Here is a 24,284-nt window from a genome sequence, read left to right as displayed (position 1 = left end):
GTTCACCTGAATTACTGCCTTCAAGCCAGTCCTGAGGGATTTTGTCGATCATTTGGCAAATATCTCCAGCAAACGTGGCGCAATCTTGTCCAAAGGACGGATCTCAACCGCGGCATCAATGGCCGCAGCTGCTTTAGGCATGCCGTACACCGAACTGCTGTGTTGGTCTTGCGCAATGGTGAGGAAGCCTTGTTGGCGCATGAGTTTAAGCCCCTGAGCCCCATCGCGTCCCATGCCGGTTAATAACACCCCCACGGCATCTCCCTTCCAGTACCTTGCAACACTTTCAAAAAACACATCAATCGAGGGGCGGTAAATCTCGTTTACCGGCTCTGCCGTGTAAGCCAAGGTACCGTTTTTCAACAATCGTATGTGGTGGTTGGTGCCCGCCAGCAATACCGTCCCCGGCTGTGGCACTTCGCCTTCCCGGGCCAGACGCACGTCCAGCCCGCACGAGCCGCTCAACCACTCCGCCATGCCCGCCGCAAACACCTGATCTACGTGTTGCACCAGGACGATAGGCACCTGGAAATCTCTCGGCAGCCCCTTGAGCAAACTTTCCAGCGCCGCCGGGCCGCCTGCAGACGAGCCAATCACTACCAGCCCGCCCTGCAAGCCCAATGCTCGCGGCTGTGCCGACACCGGGCGTACCCGCTTGTCACTCTGCCCCATCAACCAGCCCACGTTGAGGATCTTGCGCAGTAACGGCGCTGCCGCTTCTTTGGCATTGCCTGCGCCCAACGCGGGCGTGTCCACCACATCCAGCGCGCCAAAGCCCATGGCCTCGAACACGCGGTGTACGTTCTGCTCCCGGTCAACGGTCACAATCACGATGGCGCAGGGCGTTTCTGCCATGATCCGCCGCGTCGCCTGCACCCCGTCCATGACCGGCATGATCAGGTCCATCAAAATCAGGTCCGGGGTGAAATCAGCACACTTTTGTACCGCTTCGGCACCATTGTGAGCGACCCACACCACTTCATGGCTCGGCTCAAAGGCCAGCGCCCGACGCAACGCTTCAACCGCCAAAGGCATGTCGTTGACGATGGCGATTTTCATGTTTGGGCTCCCCCGATGAGTTCAACCACGGCATCAAGCAAGGCGTCGTCATGGAAGCTGGCTTTGGCTAGATAATAGTCGGCTCCCGCATCCAGGCCACGTCGACGGTCTTCTTCGCGGTCTTTGTAGGACACAACCATCACCGGCATGGATTGCAGGCGGTTGTCGCGGCGCAACAGGGTGACCAGTTCGATGCCATCCATGCGTGGCATGTCGATGTCGGTAATCAACAGATCGAAATGCTCGGCACGCAGGGCGTTCCAGCCGTCCATGCCGTCAACCGCCACGGCCACTTCGTAACCCCGATTGATCAGCAATTTGCGCTGCAATTCGCGCACGGTCAGCGAGTCGTCTACCACCAGAATGCGTTTGCGGGTCAATTCTGCGGTGTGCCGATTGCGCCGATCAATACGCTCCAGACGCCCGGTGTTGAGCAACTTATCGACCGAACGCAGCATATCCTCAACATCAACAATCAGCACCGGCGAACCATCGTCCAGCAGCGCACCGGCCGAGATGTCCTGCACCTTGCCCAAGCGTGGATCGAGCGGCAAAACCACCAGCGTGCGCTCACCGATAAACCGCTCGACCGCGACGCCATACACGGCGTCGCGCTCACGGATGACCACCAATTTGAGGGTTTCGTCATCGCTTTGGCTGGGCGGGCGCTGGAGCAACTGGCTGGCGGCCACCAGGCCGACGTGCCGGCCTTCGTGCCAAAAGTGCTGACGCCCCTCGACTTGCACGATGTCATCCGGCAACAGGTCGCGCATACGCTCGATGTGCGCCAGCGGGAAGGCGTAGGCCTCGTCGGCCACTTCAACCACCAGGCTGCGCACCACAGACAAGGTCAACGGCACTTCCAGCAGGAACCGGCTGCCCTGCCCTGCGGTTTGCTCCAGCACGATGGCACCGCGCAACAGGCGCACCATGTGTTGCACCGCATCCAGCCCGACGCCGCGCCCGGAGACTTCAGTCACCGTGTCGCGCAGGCTGAAGCCCGGCAGAAAGAGGAAGGTCAGGAGTTCTTCTTCGCTCAGTTGCGCCACCGTCTCGGCGGTCGACAACTGGCGCTCGACGATGCTGCGGCGCAAGCGTTCGAGGTCGACACCGGCGCCATCGTCACTCAATTCGACGGCCAGCAATCCGGCCTGATGCGACACCCGCAAGCGGATCGTGCCTTCCGGCTGTTTGCCCGCCAGAAAGCGTTGCTCGGGCGATTCAATCCCGTGGTCGACGGCGTTGCGCAGCAAGTGGGTCAGCGGCGCTTCAAGTTTTTCGAGAACATCGCGGTCAACCTGGGTTTTCTCGCCTTCGATTTCCAGGCGTATCTGCTTGCCTAACGCCCGACCCAGATCACGGACCATACGCTCCTGGCCCACCAACACATCGGCGAACGGGCGCATGCGGCAGGCCAGCGCAGTGTCATAGAGCAATTGCGCGCGCTGGCTGGTCTGCCAGCCGAATTCGTCGAGTTCGGCGGTCTGCTCGCTGAGCAAATGCTGCGACTCGGAGAGCACGCGGCGGGCCTCATTCAGGGCCTCTTCAACCTCGTGCGTCAGGCCCACCACTTTGAGCTGCTCGTTAAGGGTGTCCAGCGCCCGCAGGCTGGTGCTTTGCATACGTTTGAGCCGATGCAACGCCATCAGATACGGCTTGAGACGCTGGGTTTCGACCAGCGATTTACTCGACAGATCGAGCAAGCTGTTGAGGCGCTCGGCGGTGACGCGCAACACCCTTTCGCCGCTTTCTGTCAGGCGCTGAGGCCGACGCGCAGGTTCGGGGGCCGGCTCGGCGGCAACTGGAGCCACCGGCTCTGGCTGAAGCAGCGGCTCGGGCTCGGGCAAAGCCTCGGGGGCCAGCAACAATTGCGAGACGTCGAACTCCACAGACGCGGCCCGTGGCGCCTCCCGCCCTGAAGGGTCCAGCAGTTCGTTGAGGTGCGCGACATACGCGTCGATATCGGCCGGGCCGACGTTGTCGCTGCCCGGCGTGGCGATGCGCATCAACAAGTCGGTACCCTGCAACAAGGCATCAATGTGCTCGGGATGCAGGCGCAAACGGCCTTCCTGCGCGCTGACCAGGCAGTCTTCCATCACGTGGGCCACGCTGACGCCCGCATCCACCCCGACAATCCGCGCTGCGCCCTTGAGCGAGTGGGCGGCGCGCATGCAGGCTTCCAGCTGGTCAGCCTGGGTCGGGTTGCGCTCAAGCGCCAGCAACCCCTCATTCAGCACCTGCGTCTGGGCCTCAGCCTCCAGGCTGAACAGTTCAAGCAGCGACGCGTCGCGCATTTGCTCGGGGGTCATGTCAGGCTCCGGGTAATTGCGCCAAGCAGTTGTTCTTCATCCAGCCAGCGCAGGCTGCGGCTTTTCCACGCCAGCACACCCCGGGTGTATTTCGCGCTGGCATGCTCGCCCGACAGCGAGGCGGCGTTCAAAGCGCGCTCTTCAATATTGTGGACACCGTCGACTTCATCCACCGGCAACACCACCGGGCCACCATGGGCGGCCACGATCAGCATGCGCGGCATCACCCGCTGCGAAGGGGTAATGGTCACCGTCGGGTCCAGCCCCAGCAGGTCAACCAGCGACAAACACGGCACCAGCGCTCCGCGCACGTTGGCCACCCCTTGCAGGGCCCGCGAACGCTGGTGTGGCAACGAGTGAATGGCCTGCATGCGCGCCACTTCGTCGAGGCACACCGTGTTCAGGCCCAGCCATTCACCGCCCAGACGGAACACCACCAGCGAACGTGTGGCGACTTTTTGCTCAGCCACTGGCTGGGCGTTGAGTTCTTCAGGCTCTTGCTCAAACGAGTAGCGATCCAGCAAGCGCGTGGCTGCGGCGGAATACACGGCGCAATTGCGGCAATGGATGTGCTCCGGCAGCTTCGGGCAAGACTTGTCGCCGAAGATACCGATGCGGTTCCAGCAGTCATCAATGGTCTGGGCTTCATCATGAATCAAGCCTTGGGCGAATAAACCTCTCATTGTTTGCGCTCACTGTGAACCGAACGTTCATGACGGGCAGCGCGCTCCTGCAAGCGCTGGGCGCCTGCTGTGTCACCTTGGGCAGCCAAAAGAGCAGCCAGGTGCGCCAGCGCTTCTGAATGCTGGGGTTCCAGGTACAGCGCCTTGCGATAGAAACTCTGCGCCTGCGCCGCTTGATCTTCAACATCGCTGAGCAGGCCCAGCCAGTAGAACACCTGAGCGTGCGGGCCATGCAGTTGCAAAAACTGATCACACGCCTGGCGGGCATCGCTGCTTTTGCCTTCGTTGGCCAGCACGGCAATGTTCGCCAGCAAGGCGGCACCCGCGCACGCGGCGGGGGTTGGCGCGGTGGGCATTGCGGGCACTCGCGGTGCTAAGGGCCGCGGCGCAGAGACCGGCGGCATCGGCCGTGGTGCGGGCTTGGGCAGCGGTCTGGACTCGGCCAGCGGTGGCCGCGCAACAGGCACCGGCTCATGGCTGTGACAGAAGGCAAACGACTGCGGTGCACCGATCGAACGCATGCCCAGGCGGCCCAGCAGGCTGCCCTCGGCCGGGCCGATAAACAGCGCGCCGTCGTCACGGGTCAAGCGCTTGAGGATATCCAGCGCTTGGTGCTGAGTCTTGAGGTCGAAGTAGATCAACAGGTTGCGGCAGAACACAAAGTCATAAGGCAGGTGATGGCTGAGCAGCGTCGGGTCGAGCAAGTTGCCGACCTGAAAAGTGACCTGCTCGTGCACCCGCTCCGACAGCTGATAGCTGTCATTGACCGGGGTGAAATAGCGCTCACGAAAACCAATTTGCTGGCCGCGAAATGAATTTTTGCCATACAGCGCCGACTGCGCCCGCGCTACCGACAACGGGCTGACGTCCAGGGCTTCGACCTTGAACTGATGCCCGACCAGCCCCGAATCAAACAGGGCCATGGCAATCGAATACGGCTCTTCACCCGTGGAGCACGGCAAACTCAGAATGCGCAGGGTGTGCAGGCCGCCGGTGTCGGCCAAACGCTGGCGGGCCAGACGGCCCAATGTGGCAAACGATTCGGGATACCGAAAAAACCAGGTCTCGGGCACGATCACCGATTCGATCAACGCCTGTTGCTCATCGTGGGAGCAGATCAGGCGCTGCCAGTAGTGATCGTTGTCGGGCATGTTCAACGCCAGGCAGCGCTGGCGTACGGCACGCTCGATAATCGCCAAGCCCACGGACGCGACATCCAGGCCTATGCGTTGCTTCAAAAAATCGTAAAAGCGCTGGTCGTCACTCATGCGAGACCCTCTGCGCTGGCGTCATCCAGGCTCGGAGGGAACAGCAGCGCGCACACTGCCGGGCTCAACAGGTCATCGACATGGATCCACTGCAGCAAACCCTGGGCATCCTCACGAACCGGCCCCAGGTACGGCGCGTCGCGATTATCCAGGCCGTAGGGCTGAAAATCTGCCGGATCGCAGCGCAAGGTCGCGTTGGCCTGTTCCAGCATCAGCCCCAACAGTTTGCCGCGAAAATTGACCAGCACCAGCCGCGTGCTGGTGCGGGCCACGGCTTCATGGCCAAAGGTCATGGCGCTGATATCGATGACCGGGACCATCTGCCCACGGTGCGAAAACACGCCAGCCACCCAGGCCGGGGCGTGGGCAATCGGCTTAAGCGGTAAACGCGCCAGCACCTCGACCACATCGGTCGCCGCCAAGGCATAACGCTCATCCCCGATGTAGAACACCAGAAACAGGCGCTGACTCGGCGCCACGACGGCCGCACGCTTGGTTAAAAGTTCGCTCATCAGACTTTAAAACGCGAAACGCCACTGCGCAGCCCAACGGCAACCTGACTGAGTTCGTCGATCGCGAAGCTGGCCTGACGCAAGGACTCTACGGTCTGACTGCTGGCATCCCCCAACTGCACCAGTGCCAGGTTAATTTGCTCGGCGCCGGTGGCTTGCGCCTGCATGCCTTCGTTGACCATCAACACGCGCGGCGCCAAGGCCTGAACCTGATGAATGATTTGCGACAGTTGCTCACCGACTTGCGTTACTTCGGCCATGCCACGGCGCACTTCTTCAGAGAACTTGTCCATGCCCATCACACCCGCTGACACGGCGGACTGGATCTCGCGCACCATCTGCTCGATGTCATAAGTGGCCACAGCCGTCTGGTCGGCCAGGCGGCGGACTTCGGTGGCAACCACGGCGAAACCACGGCCATATTCACCGGCCTTCTCAGCTTCAATGGCCGCGTTGAGTGACAGCAGGTTGGTCTGGTCGGCAACCTTGACGATGGTGACGACCACCTGGTTAATGTTGCCGGCTTTTTCATTGAGGATCGCCAGCTTGGCGTTAACCAGATCGGCAGCGCCCATCACCGAGTGCATGGTTTCTTCCATGCGCGCCAGGCCTTGCTGCCCGGAACCGGCCAAGATCGAAGCCTGATCGGCAGCCGAAGTCACTTCGGTCATGGTGCGTACCAGGTCACGGGAGGTGGCGGCAATTTCGCGGGAGGTCGCGCCGATTTCCGTGGTGGTGGCTGCGGTTTCGGTAGCAGTGGCTTGTTGCTGTTTGGACGTGGCGGCGATCTCGGTCACCGAGGTGGTGACCTGGACCGAGGAACGCTGGGCTTGAGACACCAGAGCGGTCAGCTCGGTCATCATGTCGTTGAAGCCGGTTTCGACGGCACCAAACTCGTCTTTGCGGTCCAGGTTCAAGCGCGAGCTCAAGTCACCGGAACGCATGGTTTCAAGGATCGAAACGATGCGCTGCATCGGCGACATGATCGCCTGCAACAACAGGTAGCCGCACAGCCCGGCAGCCAGCACGGCCACTATCAGCGAGATGATCATGCTGATTTTTGCCGTGGTCACCGCATTGGCAATGGTTTCGGTGGCGTGGTTGGCCTGGGTGCGGTTGGTGTCAATGATGGTGTTGAGCTGCTTGCGCCCGGCCGCCCACAGCGGGGCCAGTTGCTCGTTGAGCATGGCATCGGCTTGCTCGGTTTTTTTGTCTTCGTAAAACTGCAGAACGCCCGCTAACGCTTTGGTGTATTGACCATGGATACGCTCGAATTCATCAAACTCGGCGCGGTCCTGGTCATCAAAAATGGTGGTGCGGTAGTTGTCCAGCTCCTGGTTCATGCGATCTTCGTAGCTGGCATACAGCTTACGGTCTTCGCTAGTCAAATCACGCTGGGTGGCCGAGCCGACCAGTTGCAGGGTCAGGACATAGCTGTCGACCCAGGCACTGCGCACCATCGAACTGTAATAGACCCCGGGAATCGAATCGGTGCGAACGGTCTCTTCGCTCGACTCAATCGACAGCAGGCGCGAGTAAGACGCGACAACCATCAGCAACATGATGGCGATGATCACCGCAAAGCTCGCCAAAATGCGTTGGCGTAACGTCCAGTTCTTCACAGTCTATCCTCGGGGCCATTCAAATGATGGAGGAGTATAGCCGAGGGCCAGCAAGGATTCTCACGGACGTTGAGACTGTTCTCACAGCAATTAGTAAAAATACCTACAACATCGGGTTGCGCACATAACCCGTGTAGGAGCGAGCATGCTCGCGAGCTTTTAAAAGATCAAAAGATCGCGAGCAAGCTCGCTCCTACAGAGACGTAAGGGGACGCTTCTATCTCACGCCTGAGCCTGTTTAACCTGCGCCTCCAGTTCAGCTTTTAGCCCCGGATCCAGCTTGAGTTGCTTGGCCAGTTCATCCAGATAAGCCCGTTCACCAAACGCCTCTTCATCCACAAGTATCAAGCTGGCAATGTACATTTCTGCGCCGATTTCCGGGGTGGTGGCCGCGCTGGCGACTTCGGCCGGGTCCAGCGGTTTGTTCAGTTCAAGCTGCAGCCATTGCTGCAGTTGTGGGTCGTGCTTGAGCTTGCTCAACTCGCCCTCAATCATTTGCCGCTCGCGATCGTCAATGTGACCATCCGCCTTGGCCGCCGCGACCAGTGCTTTGAGAATCGCCTGACTGTGTTCCTCAACCTGCACCGGCTCGACACGATCAATGGTTTGCGGCGGGTGTTCGGGGGCCGTGCCCTGGCTGGCCTGCCAGTTGCCATAGGCTTTGTAGGCCAGCACGCCCAAGGCCGCCAACCCCCATAGGTCAAGGCCTGGCCGCCGAACTTGCGCCCGCGCTTACTGCCCATTAACAGGCCCAGGACACTGGCCGCCATCGCCCCACCTCCTGCCCCCGAGAGCAGGCCGCCGAGCCCGCCCGCACCCAGCACATTGCCCAATCCCCCTTTATTGGTACTGGCGCCAGAAGCGTTGTTTGACGCACCGGTCTTTTTCTCCAGCAGTTCCTGGCCAGACTTCAGCAGTTGATCGAGCAATCCACGGGTGTTCATCAGCAACCTCCTCGTAACGGGTTCAAGTGACAGGTCGGGTTTCAGTCGCGCAGGTCCGATTCATGAATCGGCTGATCGCGATGGGTCGCACGCTGGTACTGCGCCGGCCAGATCGCTTTTCTGCCGCCCAGATCATCGTCGGCATGCAGCGGCCAGTACGGGTCACGCAAAAGTTCACGGGCCAGCAGAATCAAGTCCGCTTGGCCTGTGCGCAAAATATGTTCGGCCTGCGCCGGCTCGGTGATCATCCCCACCGTGCCCGTGGCGATGGCCGCCTCCTTGCGCACACGCTCGGCGAATCGGGTCTGGTAACCCGGCCCCACCGGAATTTCTGCCGTCGCCGCCGTCCCCCCCGACGACACGTCAATCAGATCAACACCCAGTGCTTTCAGGCGCCGCGCCAGCTCAACCGTTTCGTCTGGGTTCCAGCCATCTTCGACCCAATCGGTGGCCGAAACGCGGACAAAGACCGGCAGTTCTTTGGGCCACACTTCACGCACCGCTTCGGTCACTTGCAGCACCAGGCGGATGCGATTCTCGAATGAACCGCCGTACTCGTCGAGGCGTTGGTTGCTCAGCGGCGACAAAAATTGATGCAGCAAGTAACCGTGGGCAGCGTGTACTTCAACCACCGAAAATCCGGCTTCGAGCGACCGTTTGGCGGCATCGATAAAGGCTTGAACTATGCCCTGGATCTGTTCTGTATCCAGTTGTTTGGGCGCGGTGTGATTGGGGTCAAAGGCAATGGGTGAAGGCCCGACCGGCACCCAGCCGCCCTCGTCCACTTTGACGCTGCCATGCTTGCCCAGCCAAGGCCGGTGCGTGCTGGCCTTGCGCCCGGCATGCGCCAGCTGAATCCCCGCCACGGCGCCCTGGGCGCGGATAAAGCGGGTGATGCGTTGCAGCGGTTCGATGTGTTCGTCGCTCCACAGCCCAAGGTCTTGAGCGGTGATCCGGCCATCGGGGGTTACCGCGGTGGCCTCGGTAAAAATCAGACCGGCGCCGCCAACGGCCCGGCTGCCCAAGTGAACTAAATGCCAGTCATTGGCCAGCCCATCAACGCTGGAGTATTGGCACATTGGCGAGACCGCAATGCGGTTATTCAAGGTCAGTTGGCGCAGGGTGTAGGGTTCGAGCAGCAGACTCATGGGTCACCTCTCATTCCAGTGGGTAGGCTCCAGGCACTCCTTAGAGACTAGTCGACAACACTGGAAGAGGTGGGGTTCAAATGAGGGGGCAGGCCGTGGTCTTTTAAAAGATCAAAAGATCGCGAGACAAGCTCGCTCCTACGGTTTTGCTTGTAGGCGTTAGCGCGGTTCGATGTGGGCGATCATCAGTTGCACGGTTTCGTTGCCGCGAAACTCGTTGAGGTCGAGTTTGTAGGCCAGTTCGACCCAGCGAATGGTCGGGTTGGGCCACACTTCGCGGTCTACACCAAAGGCAATGCCGTCCAGTTTGACGCTGCCGCACTCGGTCTTAAGTACGACTTTCAAGTGCCGCTCGCCAACAATACGCTGCTCGACCAACTGAAACACGCCGTGAAACAGCGGCTCAGGGAAGTGCTGCCCCCACGGCCCGGCATGGCGCAACGCGCGAGCCAGTTCAAGGTGGAATTCTTCAATTGCCAAACTGCCATCAGACAGCAGCCGCCCGGTCAGGTCTTCTTCACGCAGTTGACGTCGGACTTCCTCATCAAATGCCTGAGCAAACTGTGGGAAGTTGGCTTCAGGCAATGTCAGACCCGCGGCCATGGCGTGGCCGCCATATTTGCTGATCAACTCCGGGTGCTGCGCGGCGACCACGCTAAGGGCATCGCGGATATGAAAGCCCGGTACCGAACGCCCCGAGCCCTTGAGCATGCCGTCTCCGGCATCGGCAAAGGCAAAGGTCGGGCGGAAATAGCGCTCTTTGAGGCGCGAGGCCAGAATCCCGATCACCCCCTGGTGCCACTCCGGGTCGAACAGGCACAGGCCGAACGGCATGCTGTCCAGCGTCAATTCCTTGAGCTGAGCCAGCGCTTCACGCTGCATGCCTTGCTCAATGGACTTGCGGTCCTGGTTCATTTCGTCGAGCTGGGCGGCCATGTCCCGCGCCGCGTTGGGGTCGTCGGTGAGCAGGCACTCGATGCCCAGGCTCATGTCGTCCAGCCGCCCGGCCGCGTTCAGCCGTGGCCCGAGAATAAAGCCCAGGTCGGTAGAAGTAATCTTCGAATGATCGCGCTTGGCCACTTCCAGGATTGCCTTAAGCCCTGGCCGCGCACGCCCGGCACGGATTCGCTCAAGCCCCTGATGCACCAGAATGCGGTTGTTGGCGTCCAGCGGCACCACGTCGGCCACGCTGCCCAATGCCACCAAATCGAGCAATTCGGCGATGTTGGGCGCTTTGACCGTTTGATACCAACCCAAACTGTTCAAGCGTGCACGCAAGGCAATCAGGACGTAGAAGATCACCCCTACCCCGGCCAGCGCCTTGCTGGGGAACTCGCAACCCGGCTGGTTGGGATTGACGATGGCATCGGCCGCCGGCAGTTCGTTGCCCGGCAAGTGGTGGTCGGTGACCAGCACACTCAGCCCGGCTTTTTTTGCCGCCGCCACGCCTTCGACGCTGGAGATCCCGTTGTCCACGGTGATCAGCAATTGCGGCGAACGGGTCAGCGCCACTTCGACGATTTCGGGGGTCAGGCCGTAGCCGTACTCAAACCGGTTGGGCACCAGGTAGTCGACATGGGCGGCGCCCAGCAGACGCAAACCGAGCATGCCCACGGTGCTGGCCGTGGCACCGTCGGCGTCAAAGTCACCGACGATCAAGATGCGCTGGCGCTGTTCAAGCGCCATCACCAGCAAGTCCACCGCCGCGTCGATGCCCTTGAGCTGCTGGTACGGGATCAACCGCGCCAGGCTCTTGTCCAGTTCAGCTTGTGATTGCACACCCCGCGCGGCGTACAAACGCGTGAGCAGGGTCGGCATTTCGCCCAAGAAAGGCAGGGTTTCGGGCAGTGGACGAGGTTCGATGCGCATAACCGGGGGGATGTTCTCTTAAAGTGTTGAATCGAGTGAATTAACCGCGTTCGCCTTGCAGCCACTGCAACTGAACTTCGTGCTGGCCACGGTCGTCGGTCACGAACACGGTGCCTTCACTGATCATCACGTCCCACTTGATAACGCGTGGCATGTCTTTGGCCAGTACTTCCAGAATCTCTTGCGGAACGGCAGCGATGTTGACGTTTTTCAGGTTTTTGATCGCCGGGATGACCTTGCCTTCCCAGACGCGCAAGCTGCCATAGGCCAGCAAACTGGTGCGTTCGGTACGGCGCGAGCACCAGGTCAGACGATCGGCATCGGGCTGGCCCACTTCGATCCAGTGCAGAACACGGTCATCCAGGCTTTTTTCCCACAGCGCTGGTTCGTCTACATCTGAAAGGCCTCGGCCAAACGACAAATGCTCGTTGTACCAAAGGGCGTAAGCCAGAAGGCGCACAGCCATGCGCTCTTCGGTTTCCGAAGGGTGACGGGCGATGGTTTGCTTGACGGTTTCATAGACCCCACGATCGAGATCGGTGAGGTTGAGTTCGAACTTGTAGGTCGTGGACGGCTGGGCCATGAACGGGCTTCTTGATACGGAGAAAGACGGCAAGTCTAACCGATCCGCCCGAGTTCTGTGGGAGCGGGCTTGCTCGCGATGCAAACAACGCCGTCTATCTGAATCACCGCGGTGATGTTATCGCGGGCAAGTCCGCTCCCTCAGGACGGGGTGCCACGACCTATGTTAAAACGCTGTTCTCGTTCGCTCTGCATAAGGACTCCGCATGTCGCTCGCCACCAAACCCCTTTCAGGCCTCAAGGTTATCGAACTGGGTACCCTGATCGCCGGTCCTTTTGCCTCGCGAATTTGTGCCGAATTTGGCGCCGACGTGATCAAGGTGGAATCACCCGATGGCGGCGATCCCCTGCGTAAATGGCGCAAGCTGTATGAAGGTACATCGCTGTGGTGGTTCGTCCAGGCGCGCAACAAAAAATCCCTGACGCTGAACCTCAAGCACCCCGATGGCCTGAACATCCTCAAGGAGCTGTTGGCCGAGGCCGACATCCTGATCGAGAACTTCCGCCCCGGGGTTCTGGAAAAACTGGGTTTGGGCTGGGACGTGCTGCACGCCTTGAACCCCAAACTGGTGATGGTGCGTTTGTCGGGCTTCGGGCAGACCGGGCCGATGAAAGACCAGCCCGGTTTTGGCGCGGTGGGTGAGTCCATGGGCGGGTTGCGCTACATCACCGGTTTTGAAGATCGCCCGCCCGTGCGCACCGGCATTTCGATTGGCGACTCGATTGCCGCGCTGTGGGGCGTCATTGGCGCTTTAATGGCATTGCGTCATCGTGAAGTGAATGGCGGCCTGGGCCAAGTGGTGGATGTGGCGCTGTACGAAGCCATTTTCGCCATGATGGAAAGCATGGTGCCGGAGTTCGATGTGTTCGGCTTTATTCGCGAGCGCACCGGCAATATCATGCCGGGCATCACGCCCTCCTCGATTCACACCAGCAAGGACGGCAAGCACGTACAGATTGGCGCCAATGGCGACGCAATTTTCAAACGCTTCATGCTGATTATTGGCCGCGAAGACCTGGCGAACGATCCGCAACTGGCCAGCAACGATGGCCGGGATGCCCGCCGTGACGAGCTGTACGGCGTGATTGACCGCTGGGTTGCCTCGCTGCCGCTGCAAACCGTGCTTGATCACCTGAACACGGCAGAAGTCCCCGCCAGCCGCATTTTCTCGGCCGAAGACATGTTCACTGACCCGCAATTTTTGGCCCGCGAAATGTTCTTGCAGGCCAAACTTCCTGACGGCAAAGCGTTCAAAATGCCAGGCATCGTGCCTCGGCTTTCTGACACGCCAGGGTCAGCCGAGTGGGTAGGACCGGAGCTGGGCGCTCATAATCAGGAGGTCTTGGCTGATTTGGGCTACGACGCCAACGCCATCGTTAAATTGAAACAGGCAGGCGCGATTTAACCGTTAAGCCGTTTTAAGGACCGCCAAGGAGACAGGCCCGATGACCAAGCGCTGGAAATGGCGAGGCATCTGCGCGGGGATGATAACCTCGGCGATGTTTTTTTACACGCCCGGCGCGCTGGCGGCCGAAAAACTCATTTGGCTGGTGCGCGACCTGCCACCAATGGCAGTGCACGATGGGCCGAACAAGGATCAAGGCATCATCGATCGCTTGCTCCCGGTGCTGATCGCCAACATGCCGCAGTATGAACATGTCATCCAGCGGGTCAATCGGGCCCGCTCCCTGCAAATGCTAGAAGGGCAAGAGCTGGCCTGCGATCCAATGCTGGTGTGGAATCAGAGCCGTGCCCAGCACATTGTTTATTCAAGCCCGATCTTCGGTTTACGCAGTAACGGGCTGGCCATTCGCCGTACGGATGAACAACTGATCGCGCCGTTTGTGCATGACCAGGCCGTCGACTTGCCTGCTCTGCTGAGCGCTCAGTCTGTCAAGCTCGGTCTGGTGGCCAAACGCAGCTACGGGGTCTGGATTGACGATCAATTGTCAAAAAGCCCGACGGACCCACTTTTTATCCATTACGGCAACGATGCGATAGGCAGCCTGTTGCAAATGCAGCACGCCGGACGCCTGCCGACGCTGCTGGGGTATTGGCCAGAGATTCAGTCAAAGGCCAGGCAATATGGGCTTTCATCCAAGGCGCTGGCTTTTTACCCGATCCAGGGTGCCCCGGCTTACCAAACGATCTACGCCGGGTGCACAAAAACCCCGGAAGGGCAAAAAGCCATTGCCGACATCAATACGGTATTGGGAAATCTGCCCCGGGATTCACTCGCGTCTGCGCAGACCTTTTGGATACAGGCCGATGATGGCAATGCATCGGCCCCCATTCCGGAGCAAGAACCGACGGGGCCCTGACAAAAAAAATACAAAAAAAACCCCGAGCAGTGGGGAGACAACTCGGGGTTTAACAAGGTCATGATGACCTGCTCAGCAAGCTACAAGTCTCGGAGCAAAAGACTTGATCTTGCTGATAAAAAATCTGACAGAGCAAACTCGTCAAAGGTTCCCGATGCGCGGGATCAATTTTCACTTCATGCGCCAGCCCGTGTGCCATAAGCATCCAGCAAGCGTCCGAGGCCGTTAACGGTCACGGGTTTGGGCAAATACCCCAACACCTCCAAGCCTTCCTCGCGGGCAGTGCGTACCGCGCTTTCGACAACGTGTGGCGCGGCACAACTCAGAATAATCAGCGCCTGGGCTTCACGCTTGGTCGCCAACTCGCGAATCAACTCAAGCCCGGACAACCCTTCCAGATGCAAATCACAAATAGCCAGGTCAATGCCCCCGCATTTGGCCAATGAGCAACGGGCAGACTCAACACTCTCGGCAGCCAGCACGTCAAAGATGCGAAAGGCGTTCAACATTTGGTGTAGCACCATCAGCTGAAAAGGATTGTCTTCAAGAATCAGAACTTTCATTGAGCGCATAAAGGGCCTTGGAAGAGTTCACGCACTATTGGCAAGGGGATCGACTTTAGTGCGATTGCCTAAGAATCGACATAAGACAAATCCTAAATAGATGTAGGGCAATTCAAAAAAACAAAACTAATCGATACCGCCTTTAACCCCAGCTCCCCCCATCAAGGGCCATGAGCGTGCTGACAACCGGCCGCATGCCCTGTGCGGTCAACGGTTTGAGGCTTAATGAAGGCCAGATCTTGTCAGATGAAATACACCGCAAGGGCGCGGTCCAGGCATGAGAACAGCGAGTTACTGACTAGCGGTGCAAGCCTGCCCAAAAGATCGCTAGACAAACTCGCTTCTGAGGTGGCTAAGCATTTACCCCCATTTTTGGCGATTTAGACAGGTCAAACCAGCCTCCCACCACCCCTTCCAAATGGCCTGAGCCCGAGTAAAAAGGCACAATCCAGCAACACACCTCACCACCGGCCGTTTTGAAGGCTTGACTGCGTTTTTGATAGAAAGGCTTTCGGTTGCGCAGCACCAACATCAGTTCAGCATTAAACTGCTCAGCGATTTCAGTGGAGAAAAACGGCACTTCGGTCATAGGCCGCCCGAGAATCAGCTCTAGCCGGGTCGAAAAAAAATCTTCGTAAGTGCGGTTACAGGTGATGACTTGCCCTTCAAGCCCCTTCACAAAAATCGGACAGGGGATCGCATCAAAGAAGCGTTGCCCAAACTCCAGGCGGGCGCTTAAAGCGCTCTCGGCCAAGCGTGCAATGCGCAACTGGTTTACCAGGCGTCGGTTCCACACCACCAGAATTCCCGCCAGGCCGATACCGCCTGCCAGCCCCCCGTACAACAACGGCAAAATCGACACCTGCGGTTCGACCGGCATTTTCTTGAGGTCATGCAACCACTTGTGCCGCAGTGCCTGCATATCAGTCATGGGGATGGCCTCCAACCCCTTGTTCAGTATGTCGAGCAGTTCCGGGAACTGATCCGCAACCGAAAAATTATCGGAGGCCCAGCGACCGTCGACACTTCGGCCTACTTTCAAGTGCCTGGCCGGGTGCAGATACGCCTGTGTTTCATTCTGGATCGTGGCCAGCGCTTCGCCTTGCTCAACCAGATCACGTGCCTGCGCATAGTTCTCGACACTGCGCAGGATGATGTCGGGGTAGTTGCGCCGAATCATTGATTCCAGCGCATGCCGGGCCGGTAGCGCCAATACCTTGCCCGCGAGCTGATCCAGAGAACTCAGGCGAAAATCATTGTTGCGCACGACAAAGACCCAGGGAGCGCCGCCATAGGAATAGGTGAAATTGAGATACGCCTGACGCTCGGCATTCTTGGCCAGGGTGGTATTCATCTGCGCCTTGCCGCTTTTGAGCATCTCCAGGGTTTGCGCTGTTGAGGCGCTATCTTGATGGACAAACTGCAACCCGGTCATATGGGAAATACGCGCCAGAATATCCGCGTTCAACCCCTCCCAGCGCTCCTCACCGTTTTTGAAGACATACGGCGGGTATTGCTGAGAGGCCACAATAACCACCGGATTTTGCTTGATCCAGTCGTGTTCGCGCGGCATGAGTTGTATGTGTTGCTGGCCAATAGCGCCCAGATGCCCTGCGTGCCAACGCGAAAGGATTACGTGCCCCATCTCGTCATCCAGGCTGTTCAACGCGCGATCAATCAAGGCCTGCAACTGCGGATCATCACGGCGCACGGCAAAGGCAAAACCCGACTTCGGCAAAGCGCTCTGCCCCAAAACACGCAAGCTTGAGTAAGACCGCAGCGTCTTGAAGCCCCGGACAATGAGTTCATGGGCAACCAGTGCATCAATGTCGCCTTCATTGAGCGCTTCCAGCGCACTGTGCAAGGTGGGGGTGAGGATGATCTCGCTGTCTGGGTAGAACGCGTCGGCAACGTGTGCATCGACCTCGCCGTCGAGAAAGCCGATTTTTTTGCCTGCCCAGTTCCCGTCGGGCGCTGCTGCTTCTTTGCCCACCATCACTGAGCGATCAGTCATGTATTCACTTGAGAACAGCAGGCCGTCAATACCGCGCTCGTAGCCGGTGGCGCTGGTCAGAATGTCGATTTTGCCCGAGAGCAGCGCTGCCACTGCCTGGTCACGCTTGCTGAACCCCAGCACTTCAACCGTGCCCCCCAGCTTGTCCCGCACGAGGCTGAGGTAATCGGCACTGATGCCCTGATAACGGTTGCGCTCGTTGGCGATGTCCATGGGGGCGTAATCGCCAATGGAGATGCCCACGCGTAGCCGGCCGCGCGCCTCCAGCCATTGCTGTTGCTCGTAATCAAGCACCAGCGGCTTGAGTTCGATAAAGCTCTTAGGCAGCCGGAACGGCAAGCCTTGGGCCGCCTGGGTGCTGGCAGTCACGCTCACCAGCACGATGCACAGCACCCGCAACATCCATGATTTCAGCACGTGGGCAAAACGTGACATGACAGCCTCCTTGACCGGCTACTCGCCAGCATACGGAGGCGAAAACCGAGCAAGTTTGCCACGCACCCACAAAAAAGCCCGTCAGATGACGGGCTTAAAAGTACGTAAGAAAAAGACCCTTAAAGAGCTTTCCCACGGTTGCCATGCTGGCTGACAAAGGCCTGTACGGCTTTAAGGTCATTGGCCAAAACGGTGTAACGCTCTTCTCGCTCAAACAAGTCGGAAAGGTGAGCAGGCAGCTCCAGAGCTTTTCCTACACCCGCTTTCTCAACAGCCTCAGGGAACTTGACCGGATGCGCCGTCCCCAGAATAACCATCGGGATATCCAGGCTACGACGGCACTCACGGGCCGCCTTCACGCCGATGGCGGTGTGCGGGTCGAGTACTTCGCCGGTTTCAGCGAACACTTGGGCGATGGTTTCGCAGGTTTGCTCGTCGTTGACCGCCAACGAGTCGAACAGACGGCGAGCTTCAGTCCAGCGATCGTCTTCCACGCTGAAGGTGCCAGTTTGCTTGAACGCGTCCATCAGGCCCGCAACCGCGGCGCCATTGCGACCATGCAGGTCGAACAGCAGGCGTTCGAAGTTCGACGACACCATGATGTCCATGGACGGCGACAGGGTCGCGTGCAGGGTCTCTTTGGCGTACTGGTTGCCGCTCATGAAGCGGTGCAGGATGTCGTTGCGGTTGGTGGCTACGATCAACTGATTGATCGGCAAGCCCATGTTGCGCGCCAGGTAGCCGGCGAAAATATCGCCAAAGTTACCGGTCGGCACCGAGAACGACACTGAACGGTGCGGACCGCCCAGTTGCAGGGCTGCGTGGAAGTAGTAAACGATCTGGGCCATGATCCGTGCCCAGTTGATAGAGTTCACGGCCACCAGGCGTGTGCCCTTGAGGAAGCCCTGGTCAGCAAAGCTGGCCTTGACCATTTCCTGGCAGTCATCGAAGTTGCCTTCGATGGCGAGGTTGTGGATGTTGTCGCCAAACAGGGTGGTCATTTGACGACGCTGTACTTCCGACACCCGGTTGTTCGGGTGCAGGATGAAAATATCCACGTTCTCGCAGTGTTTGCAGCCTTCGATGGCCGCCGAGCCGGTATCGCCCGACGTTGCGCCAACAATGACCACGCGCTCGCCACGCTTGGCCAGCACGTAATCCAGCAAACGCCCCAGCAATTGCAGGGCAAAGTCCTTGAACGCCAGCGTAGGGCCGTGGAACAGCTCAAGTACCCACTCGTTGCCATTGAGCTGACGCAGCGGTGCAACCGCGCTGTGAGCAAAGGCGCCGTAGGTTTCTTGCAAGATTTTTTTGAAATCGGCATCAGGAATGCTGCCGGTGACAAACGGGCGCATCACCCGGAATGCCAACTCGTGGTACGGCAGGCCTGCCCAGGAAGCGATTTCTTCCTGAGTGAAACGCGGCAGGTTTTCCGGCACGTACAGACCGCCGTCGCTGGCCAGACCGGCCAACAGAACATCTTCAAAATTCAGGGCCGGTGCCTGGCCACGGGTGCTGATATAGCGCATTTTTTTCAAACCTTCGGCTTGAGCGGCAAGCGGTTTAGCCCCAAGCCACAAGTAAAAGCAGAGTTGCCTTTAGCTTGCAGCTTGCAGCTTGAAACTTGCCGCTCTCAATTAATTGAGACTTTCTACGCGGATGCGAACGACCGGACCTACAACACCTTGCAGCGCTTCAAGCGCAGTGATGGCGTCATTGATGTGCTGCTCGATAACACGGTGAGTCAGCAAAATCATTGGCACCAGACCGTCATGCTCTTCGGCTTCTTTCTGCATGATCGATTCGATATTGATACCGCGCTCCGACAAGATGCTGGCCACTTGAGCCAGGACGCCCGGATGGTCTTTGGCCTGGATGCGCAGGTAGTAAGCACTTTCACACGCCTCGATCGGCAGGATCGGGTGAGCAGACAACGCGTCCGGCTGGAAGGCCAGGTGCGGCACGCGGTTCTCCGGGTCGGAGGTCATGGCGCGCACCACGTCGACCAGGTCAGCCACCACCGAGGAGGCGGTCGGTTCCATGCCGGCGCCAGCGCCGTAGAACAGGGTCGAACCCGCCGCGTCACCATTGACCATCACCGCGTTCATCACGCCATTGACGTTGGCGATCAGGCGATCAGCCGGGATCAGGGTCGGGTGAACCCGCAGCTCGATGCCGCTGGCCGTGCTGCGCGCAACGCCCAGGTGCTTGATGCGATAGCCCAGGGCTTCTGCGTAGTTCACGTCAGCCGTGGTCAGCTTGGTGATGCCCTCGGTGTAGGCCTTGTCGAATTGCAGCGGAATACCGAAAGCAATCGACGCCAGAATCGTCAGTTTGTGCGCCGCATCAATGCCTTCAACGTCGAACGTCGGGTCTGCTTCGGCATAGCCCAACGCTTGCGCTTCGGCCAGCACGTCTTCAAAGGTACGGCCCTTTTCGCGCATTTCGGTAAGGATGAAGTTACCGGTACCGTTGATGATGCCCGCCACCCAGTTGATGCGGTTGGCCGACAAGCCTTCACGAATCGCCTTGATCACCGGAATACCACCGGCAACCGCCGCTTCGAACGCAACGATCACGCCCTTTTCCTGAGCCTTGGCGAAGATCTCGTTACCGTGCACGGCAATCAGCGCCTTGTTGGCGGTGACCACGTGCTTGCCGTTTTCAATGGCTTTGAGCACCAGTTCACGGGCGATGGTGTAACCACCAATCAGCTCGATAACGATGTCAATTTCAGGGTTGGTGGCAACAGCGAAAACATCGTTGGTAATGGGGGTACCGGTAATGTCGCACTGAGGGTTTGGCGTACGCAGAGCAATTTGCGCAACCTGGATGCCACGCCCGGCACGGCGGGCAATCTCCTCGGCGTTACGCTTTAGTACGTTAAAGGTACCGCCACCGACGGTCCCGAGCCCACAGATACCTACTTTGACCGGATTCACGCTGAACTCCCCATAAAACGGCCGACTCAAGGTCGGCCGTGGAAAACAACCGTGGACTGCCACGGTTCTCTATTAATAGCCGGGCAACTGAAGTGCCCGGCCATGATCGTTACCGGCTTAGCGTAACGACGCAGGATTATTTAACACTGAGTGCCAGCTTGCCAACCTGCGCAGCAGGCTGATAACCCGGAATTACTTGGCCATCGGCAAGTACGATGGCCGGTGTGCCGTTGACCCCGATGGACTGCCCCAGGGCAAATTGCTTGGCAACCGGGTTGGCACATTTCGGCGCGTTGACGGTTTTGCCGTCTGTCATCTTGTCCATGGCGCTTTTCTTGTCCGTGGAACACCAGACCGCCTGCAGTTGTTGGTCACCCGGCGAGCCCAAGCCCTGACGCGGGAACGCAACATAGCGCACTTCGATCCCCATTTTGTTCAGTTCAGGGATTTCGGCGTGCAATTTATGGCAATACGGGCAGGTGGTGTCGGTGAAGACGGTGATATGCGACTTGGTTTCACCGACCGCAGGGTAAACGACGGTTTCGGCCACCGGAATACCATTGATCAGTTTGGCAACGCCATCACGCTCAGCCTTTTCGGTGAGGTTGACCGGCTTGCCGTCCTTGAGCTGGAACATGTAGCCCTGCACGATGAACTGGCCATCGGCGCTGGCATACAGCACGCGGCTGCCCTTGAGCTTGACTTCATACAGGCCCGCCATCGGGCTTGCGCTGATGCTCTCGATCGGAACATCCAGCTGCAGCGTATCAAGGCTCTTGCGAATGGCTTGTTCGGCGCCGGTGTCGGCGAAAGAAAACGTACTGACCAACGCAATGGCTGCGGCGGCAAAAATCTGGGTCACGCGCATGGGAACTCCTGAAGGCGGACAAACGGCCAAGCCTGATACCACGGTGTAAAAACGGGTTTTGGCGGCTCGCTTTCGAAACCGGCAAAGCCTACCACAGATGGCTTGCCGGGCCGACGATCAACTGACGTCCAGCTAGCCTCGCGGATGGTGCTGGGCATGCAGATCTTGCAAGCGGGCGCGGGCCACGTGGGTGTAAATCTGCGTGGTGGACAGGTCGCTATGCCCCAACAGCATCTGCACCACGCGCAAATCGGCGCCATGGTTGAGCAAATGGGTGGCAAAGGCGTGCCGCAACGTGTGCGGGGACAGCGATTTTTCGATCCCGGCCACCATGGCCTGATGCTTGATGCGATGCCAGAAGGTCTGGCGGGTCATTTGCTCACCGCGCAGGCTGGGGAACAGTACATCGCTGGGGCGGCCGTTCAACATCTCTGCACGACCATCGCGCAGGTAGCGCTCAACCCAGACAATCGCCTCCTCGCCCATCGGCACCAGCCGCTCCTTGCTGCCCTTGCCCATTACCCGCAGAACGCCCTGGCGCAGATTCACTTGCTCCAGAGTCAGGCTGACCAGCTCGGTTACCCGCAACCCGCAGGCATACAGGACTTCGAGCATGGCGCGATCACGCTGGCCGATGGCTTCACTCAGGTCTGGCGCGGCGAGCAAGGCTTCTACGTCTGCTTCTGACAGTGACTTGGGCAAAGGCCGGCCTAACTGCGGCATATCAACTTGCAAGGTCGGATCAACGGCTATGAGCTTTTCACGCAAGAGATAGCGATAGAACCCCCGTGCACCGGACAAAAAACGTGCGGTCGAGCGCGGCTTGTACGCCTGGTCGAGGCGCCAGGCCAGATGATTGAGGATCAACTCACGCCCGGCATCGATCAACTCGATACCGCGCTCCTGCAACCAGCCATTGAACAGCGCCAGGTCGCTGCGATAAGCATCGCGGGTGTTGTCCGACAGGCCTTTTTCCAGCCACAGGGCATCCAGAAAGCGGTCGATAAGCGGGTTGTCGATGGCAGGCATTGGCACTCGTACAGCACGGCCAGTGAGCCGCGCACAAATAAAATGTGAATTGAAAAAGCGGCCGCTAGTCTTTCATAGGCAGCCTGCGCGATAAACCATCAGTTTTTACGGGACTACATATGACCGAACAACAGATTTTGCTGTCTTTCGGCGGTATCGGCCTTGCCGCACTGGCGTCTCAGTGGCTGGCCTGGCGGCTCAAGCTGCCGGCCATCCTGTTTTTGCTGCTGACCGGTATCTTGGTAGGCCCCGTACTGGGCTGGCTCGACCCGCAGGCGCTGTTCGGCCCGCTGCTGATGCCGCTGGTTTCGCTGGCGGTGGCGTTGATTCTGTTTGAGGGCAGCCTGACCTTGCACCTGTCCGAATGGCGTGAGATCGGCAGCGTAGTGCACCGTTTGGTGACCATCGGCGCCCTCGCCACCTGGGCGGTGATCACCCTGGCTACCCATTGGCTGCTGGGCTTTGACTGGCTGCTGGCTCTGTTGTTCGGCACCCTGACCCTGGTCACCGGGCCGACCGTGATTGTACCGATGCTGCGGGTGGTGCGACCCAAAGCATCGATTGCCAACATCCTGCGCTGGGAAGGCATCGTTATTGACCCGATTGGCGCCCTGCTCGCCGTGGTGGTTTACAGCTTTATCATCGCCCGCGCCAGTGACAATGGCCTGAGTCAAAGCTTGCTGACATTTGCCGGGGTTATCGTCTGCGGCAGCCTGTTTGGCATTATCGGCGGCTGGATCATGGGCCAGATCGTGCGCAAGCAATGGCTGCCGGAATACCTGCAAAGCCTGGCGACGCTGGCCGGGGTGCTGGGGGTTTTTATTGCGGCCAACCAGGTGATGCATGAGTCCGGGCTGCTGGCGGTCACGCTCATGGGCATGTGGATGGCCAACATGAAGGGCGTCGATGTGCGCAACATCCTGCACTTCAAAGAAAACCTCAGTGTGTTTCTGATTTCTGGCCTGTTTATTCTGCTGGCCGCACGTCTGGACTTGCACGCCATGATCGGCCTCGGGCCTGTGGTGCTGGTCTTGCTGCTGATTATCCAGTTGGTTGCGCGCCCTTTGAATGTGCTGCTGTCCACGGCGGGCTCAAAGCTCAGCTGGCGCGAGCGTGCCTTGCTGGCCTGGATCGCGCCGCGCGGTATTGTCGCAGCGGCCGTGTCGGCGATTTTCGCGATCCGGCTCAACGAGGCGGGCCATGAAGGCGCGCTGTTACTGGTGCCGCTGACCTTCGCGGTGATCATTGGCACTGTGGTGCTGCAAAGTGCAACAGCACGGCCACTGGCACGTCTGCTCAAGGTCGCAGAACCGCCCCCCAGCGGTTTTTTGATCGTCGGCGCCAACGGCCCGGCCCGGGTCATCGGCAAAGCCCTGCAACAACAAGGCAGCCACGTGGTGCTCACCGACTCCAACTGGGAGAACATCCGTGCTGCGCGCATGGACAACTTGCCCACTTACTTTGGTAATCCGGCCTCACAGCATGCCGAGACACATCTGGATCTGGTCGGGCTTGGGCATTTACTTGCCTTGTCGGCGTCTGGCGAGCTGAACACCTTGGCGGCAGTGCGTTTCGCCCATGAATTTGGCCCGCGCCGGGTGTTTGCACTGGCCAACGGCCAGGAATACCGCCGTTCTGACAAGCATCGCGCCAGCCATGAATACCGTGGGCTTGCGCTGGGCAATCCGGCGCTGACCTACGGGCAATTGGCCAGCGAACTGAGCCAGGGCGCCGAGATGTACAGCACCACGCTGACCGACAACTTCACTTGGGAGGATTACCAGAAGCTGCACGGCAAACGCGCCACCCTGCTGTTCGCCCGGGACAGCACCGGCTGGGTGCATGTGGTGACGCCCGAAAGCGAATTGAAACCGGGCGCAGGGTGGACGTTGCTGGCGCTGATCAGGCAGGACGCCTGAATGGATTATGGCTGCTGCGCAACCGATCGCAGCCTCGTACCTCGTCATCGACTACACAATCTGTAGGAGCGAGCTTGTCTCGCGATCTTTTGATCTGCAAATGGTTTTTCGGCTGCTGCGCAACCGGACGTAGCCTCGCAAGGCTCGTCAACTGCTACAGACGGGGTACACCCGTGGACGGCGGTCCTGCGGCCCG

Annotated in this window: 18 protein-coding genes and 1 pseudogene; 3 read left to right on the top strand and 16 right to left on the bottom strand. The window is 59.3% G+C overall.

What is annotated here, in order from left to right; genetic code table 11:
• Positions 1–48 precede the first annotated feature (48 nt).
• The 10 genes and pseudogenes from AAEZ03_RS14190 to AAEZ03_RS14145 form a co-directional block, all read right to left on the bottom strand.
• On the bottom strand, positions 49–1,059 hold the full coding sequence (locus AAEZ03_RS14190) for a chemotaxis response regulator protein-glutamate methylesterase (RefSeq protein ID WP_123749702.1): 1,011 nt from the start codon (positions 1,057–1,059) through the stop codon (positions 49–51).
• Positions 1,056–3,368 carry a hybrid sensor histidine kinase/response regulator gene (locus tag AAEZ03_RS14185; RefSeq protein ID WP_350579456.1) on the bottom strand — a complete coding sequence of 771 codons (2,313 nt, stop codon included), beginning with the start codon at positions 3,366–3,368 and terminating at the stop codon, positions 1,056–1,058. Before AAEZ03_RS14185 ends, AAEZ03_RS14190 begins: the two co-directional genes overlap by 4 nt.
• Positions 3,365–4,051, bottom strand: a complete 687-nt coding sequence (locus AAEZ03_RS14180) for a chemotaxis protein CheW (protein WP_153335880.1) — start codon at positions 4,049–4,051, stop codon at positions 3,365–3,367. Before AAEZ03_RS14180 ends, AAEZ03_RS14185 begins: the two co-directional genes overlap by 4 nt.
• The gene (locus AAEZ03_RS14175) at positions 4,048–5,319 is read right to left on the bottom strand and encodes a CheR family methyltransferase (RefSeq protein ID WP_350579453.1); all 1,272 of its coding nucleotides are present in this window, start codon (positions 5,317–5,319) and stop codon (positions 4,048–4,050) included. Before AAEZ03_RS14175 ends, AAEZ03_RS14180 begins: the two co-directional genes overlap by 4 nt.
• On the bottom strand, positions 5,316–5,831 hold the full coding sequence (locus tag AAEZ03_RS14170) for a chemotaxis protein CheW (RefSeq protein ID WP_350579451.1): 516 nt from the start codon (positions 5,829–5,831) through the stop codon (positions 5,316–5,318). The genes AAEZ03_RS14175 and AAEZ03_RS14170 overlap by 4 nt, the downstream gene beginning before the upstream one ends.
• Positions 5,831–7,453: a methyl-accepting chemotaxis protein gene (locus AAEZ03_RS14165; protein ID WP_262126691.1), complete on the bottom strand. Its 1,623-nt coding sequence runs from the start codon at positions 7,451–7,453 to the stop codon at positions 5,831–5,833. Before AAEZ03_RS14165 ends, AAEZ03_RS14170 begins: the two co-directional genes overlap by 1 nt.
• Before the next feature lie 222 nt (positions 7,454–7,675).
• Positions 7,676–8,397 (bottom strand): annotated as a pseudogene (locus AAEZ03_RS14160) (tellurite resistance TerB family protein).
• Between the two features lie 41 nt (positions 8,398–8,438).
• Positions 8,439–9,545, bottom strand: a complete 1,107-nt coding sequence (locus AAEZ03_RS14155; protein WP_123749697.1) for an NADH:flavin oxidoreductase/NADH oxidase — start codon at positions 9,543–9,545, stop codon at positions 8,439–8,441.
• A gap of 159 nt (positions 9,546–9,704) precedes the next feature.
• Complete coding sequence (gene recJ, locus AAEZ03_RS14150) at positions 9,705–11,414, bottom strand: single-stranded-DNA-specific exonuclease RecJ (RefSeq protein WP_350579448.1); 1,710 nt, start codon at positions 11,412–11,414, stop codon at positions 9,705–9,707.
• 40 nt (positions 11,415–11,454) lie between these two features.
• Positions 11,455–11,997, bottom strand: coding sequence for a YaeQ family protein (locus AAEZ03_RS14145; RefSeq protein ID WP_048368162.1), 543 nt, complete (start codon positions 11,995–11,997; stop codon positions 11,455–11,457).
• Positions 11,998–12,202: 205 nt separating this feature from the next.
• On the opposite strand from AAEZ03_RS14145, the gene AAEZ03_RS14140 reads away from it, so the two are divergent.
• Both AAEZ03_RS14140 and AAEZ03_RS14135 read left to right on the top strand, forming a co-directional pair.
• Positions 12,203–13,402, top strand: a complete 1,200-nt coding sequence (locus AAEZ03_RS14140; protein WP_350579446.1) for a CaiB/BaiF CoA transferase family protein — start codon at positions 12,203–12,205, stop codon at positions 13,400–13,402.
• Positions 13,403–13,442: 40 nt separating this feature from the next.
• On the top strand, positions 13,443–14,318 hold the full coding sequence (locus tag AAEZ03_RS14135; protein ID WP_350579443.1) for a TIGR02285 family protein: 876 nt from the start codon (positions 13,443–13,445) through the stop codon (positions 14,316–14,318).
• 176 nt (positions 14,319–14,494) lie between these two features.
• Here the strand turns inward: AAEZ03_RS14135 and AAEZ03_RS14130 are convergent, their stop codons facing one another.
• From AAEZ03_RS14130 to xerD, 6 genes are all read right to left on the bottom strand, one after another.
• A complete protein-coding gene (locus AAEZ03_RS14130) occupies positions 14,495–14,881 on the bottom strand; it encodes a response regulator (RefSeq protein WP_153333417.1) in 387 nt (128 codons plus the stop codon).
• Between the two features lie 352 nt (positions 14,882–15,233).
• Positions 15,234–17,330 carry a transporter substrate-binding domain-containing protein gene (locus tag AAEZ03_RS14125; protein ID WP_350579441.1) on the bottom strand — a complete coding sequence of 699 codons (2,097 nt, stop codon included), beginning with the start codon at positions 17,328–17,330 and terminating at the stop codon, positions 15,234–15,236.
• 119 nt (positions 17,331–17,449) lie between these two features.
• The gene (thrC, locus tag AAEZ03_RS14120; protein WP_153333559.1) at positions 17,450–18,859 is read right to left on the bottom strand and encodes a threonine synthase; all 1,410 of its coding nucleotides are present in this window, start codon (positions 18,857–18,859) and stop codon (positions 17,450–17,452) included.
• A gap of 108 nt (positions 18,860–18,967) precedes the next feature.
• Positions 18,968–20,272 (bottom strand): homoserine dehydrogenase, encoded by a 1,305-nt coding sequence (locus AAEZ03_RS14115; protein ID WP_048390998.1) that lies wholly within the window; start codon positions 20,270–20,272, stop codon positions 18,968–18,970.
• 136 nt (positions 20,273–20,408) lie between these two features.
• Positions 20,409–21,140, bottom strand: a complete 732-nt coding sequence (locus AAEZ03_RS14110; protein WP_048368169.1) for a thioredoxin fold domain-containing protein — start codon at positions 21,138–21,140, stop codon at positions 20,409–20,411.
• A 132-nt stretch (positions 21,141–21,272) separates the two neighbouring features.
• Positions 21,273–22,169: a site-specific tyrosine recombinase XerD gene (xerD, locus tag AAEZ03_RS14105; protein WP_350579438.1), complete on the bottom strand. Its 897-nt coding sequence runs from the start codon at positions 22,167–22,169 to the stop codon at positions 21,273–21,275.
• A 119-nt stretch (positions 22,170–22,288) separates the two neighbouring features.
• Between xerD and AAEZ03_RS14100 the strand changes: the two genes are divergently transcribed.
• The gene (locus AAEZ03_RS14100) at positions 22,289–24,088 is read left to right on the top strand and encodes a cation:proton antiporter (RefSeq protein WP_350579436.1); all 1,800 of its coding nucleotides are present in this window, start codon (positions 22,289–22,291) and stop codon (positions 24,086–24,088) included.
• Positions 24,089–24,284: the final 196 nt, after the last annotated feature.

The organism is Pseudomonas sp. HY2-MNA-CIBAN-0224 (assembly GCF_040310285.1).
Taxonomy (GTDB): Bacteria; Pseudomonadota; Gammaproteobacteria; order Pseudomonadales; family Pseudomonadaceae; genus Aquipseudomonas; species Aquipseudomonas helleri.
The sequence above is the reverse complement of the archived record's forward strand: the minus strand, read 5'-3'. Positions and strand labels throughout refer to the sequence as shown.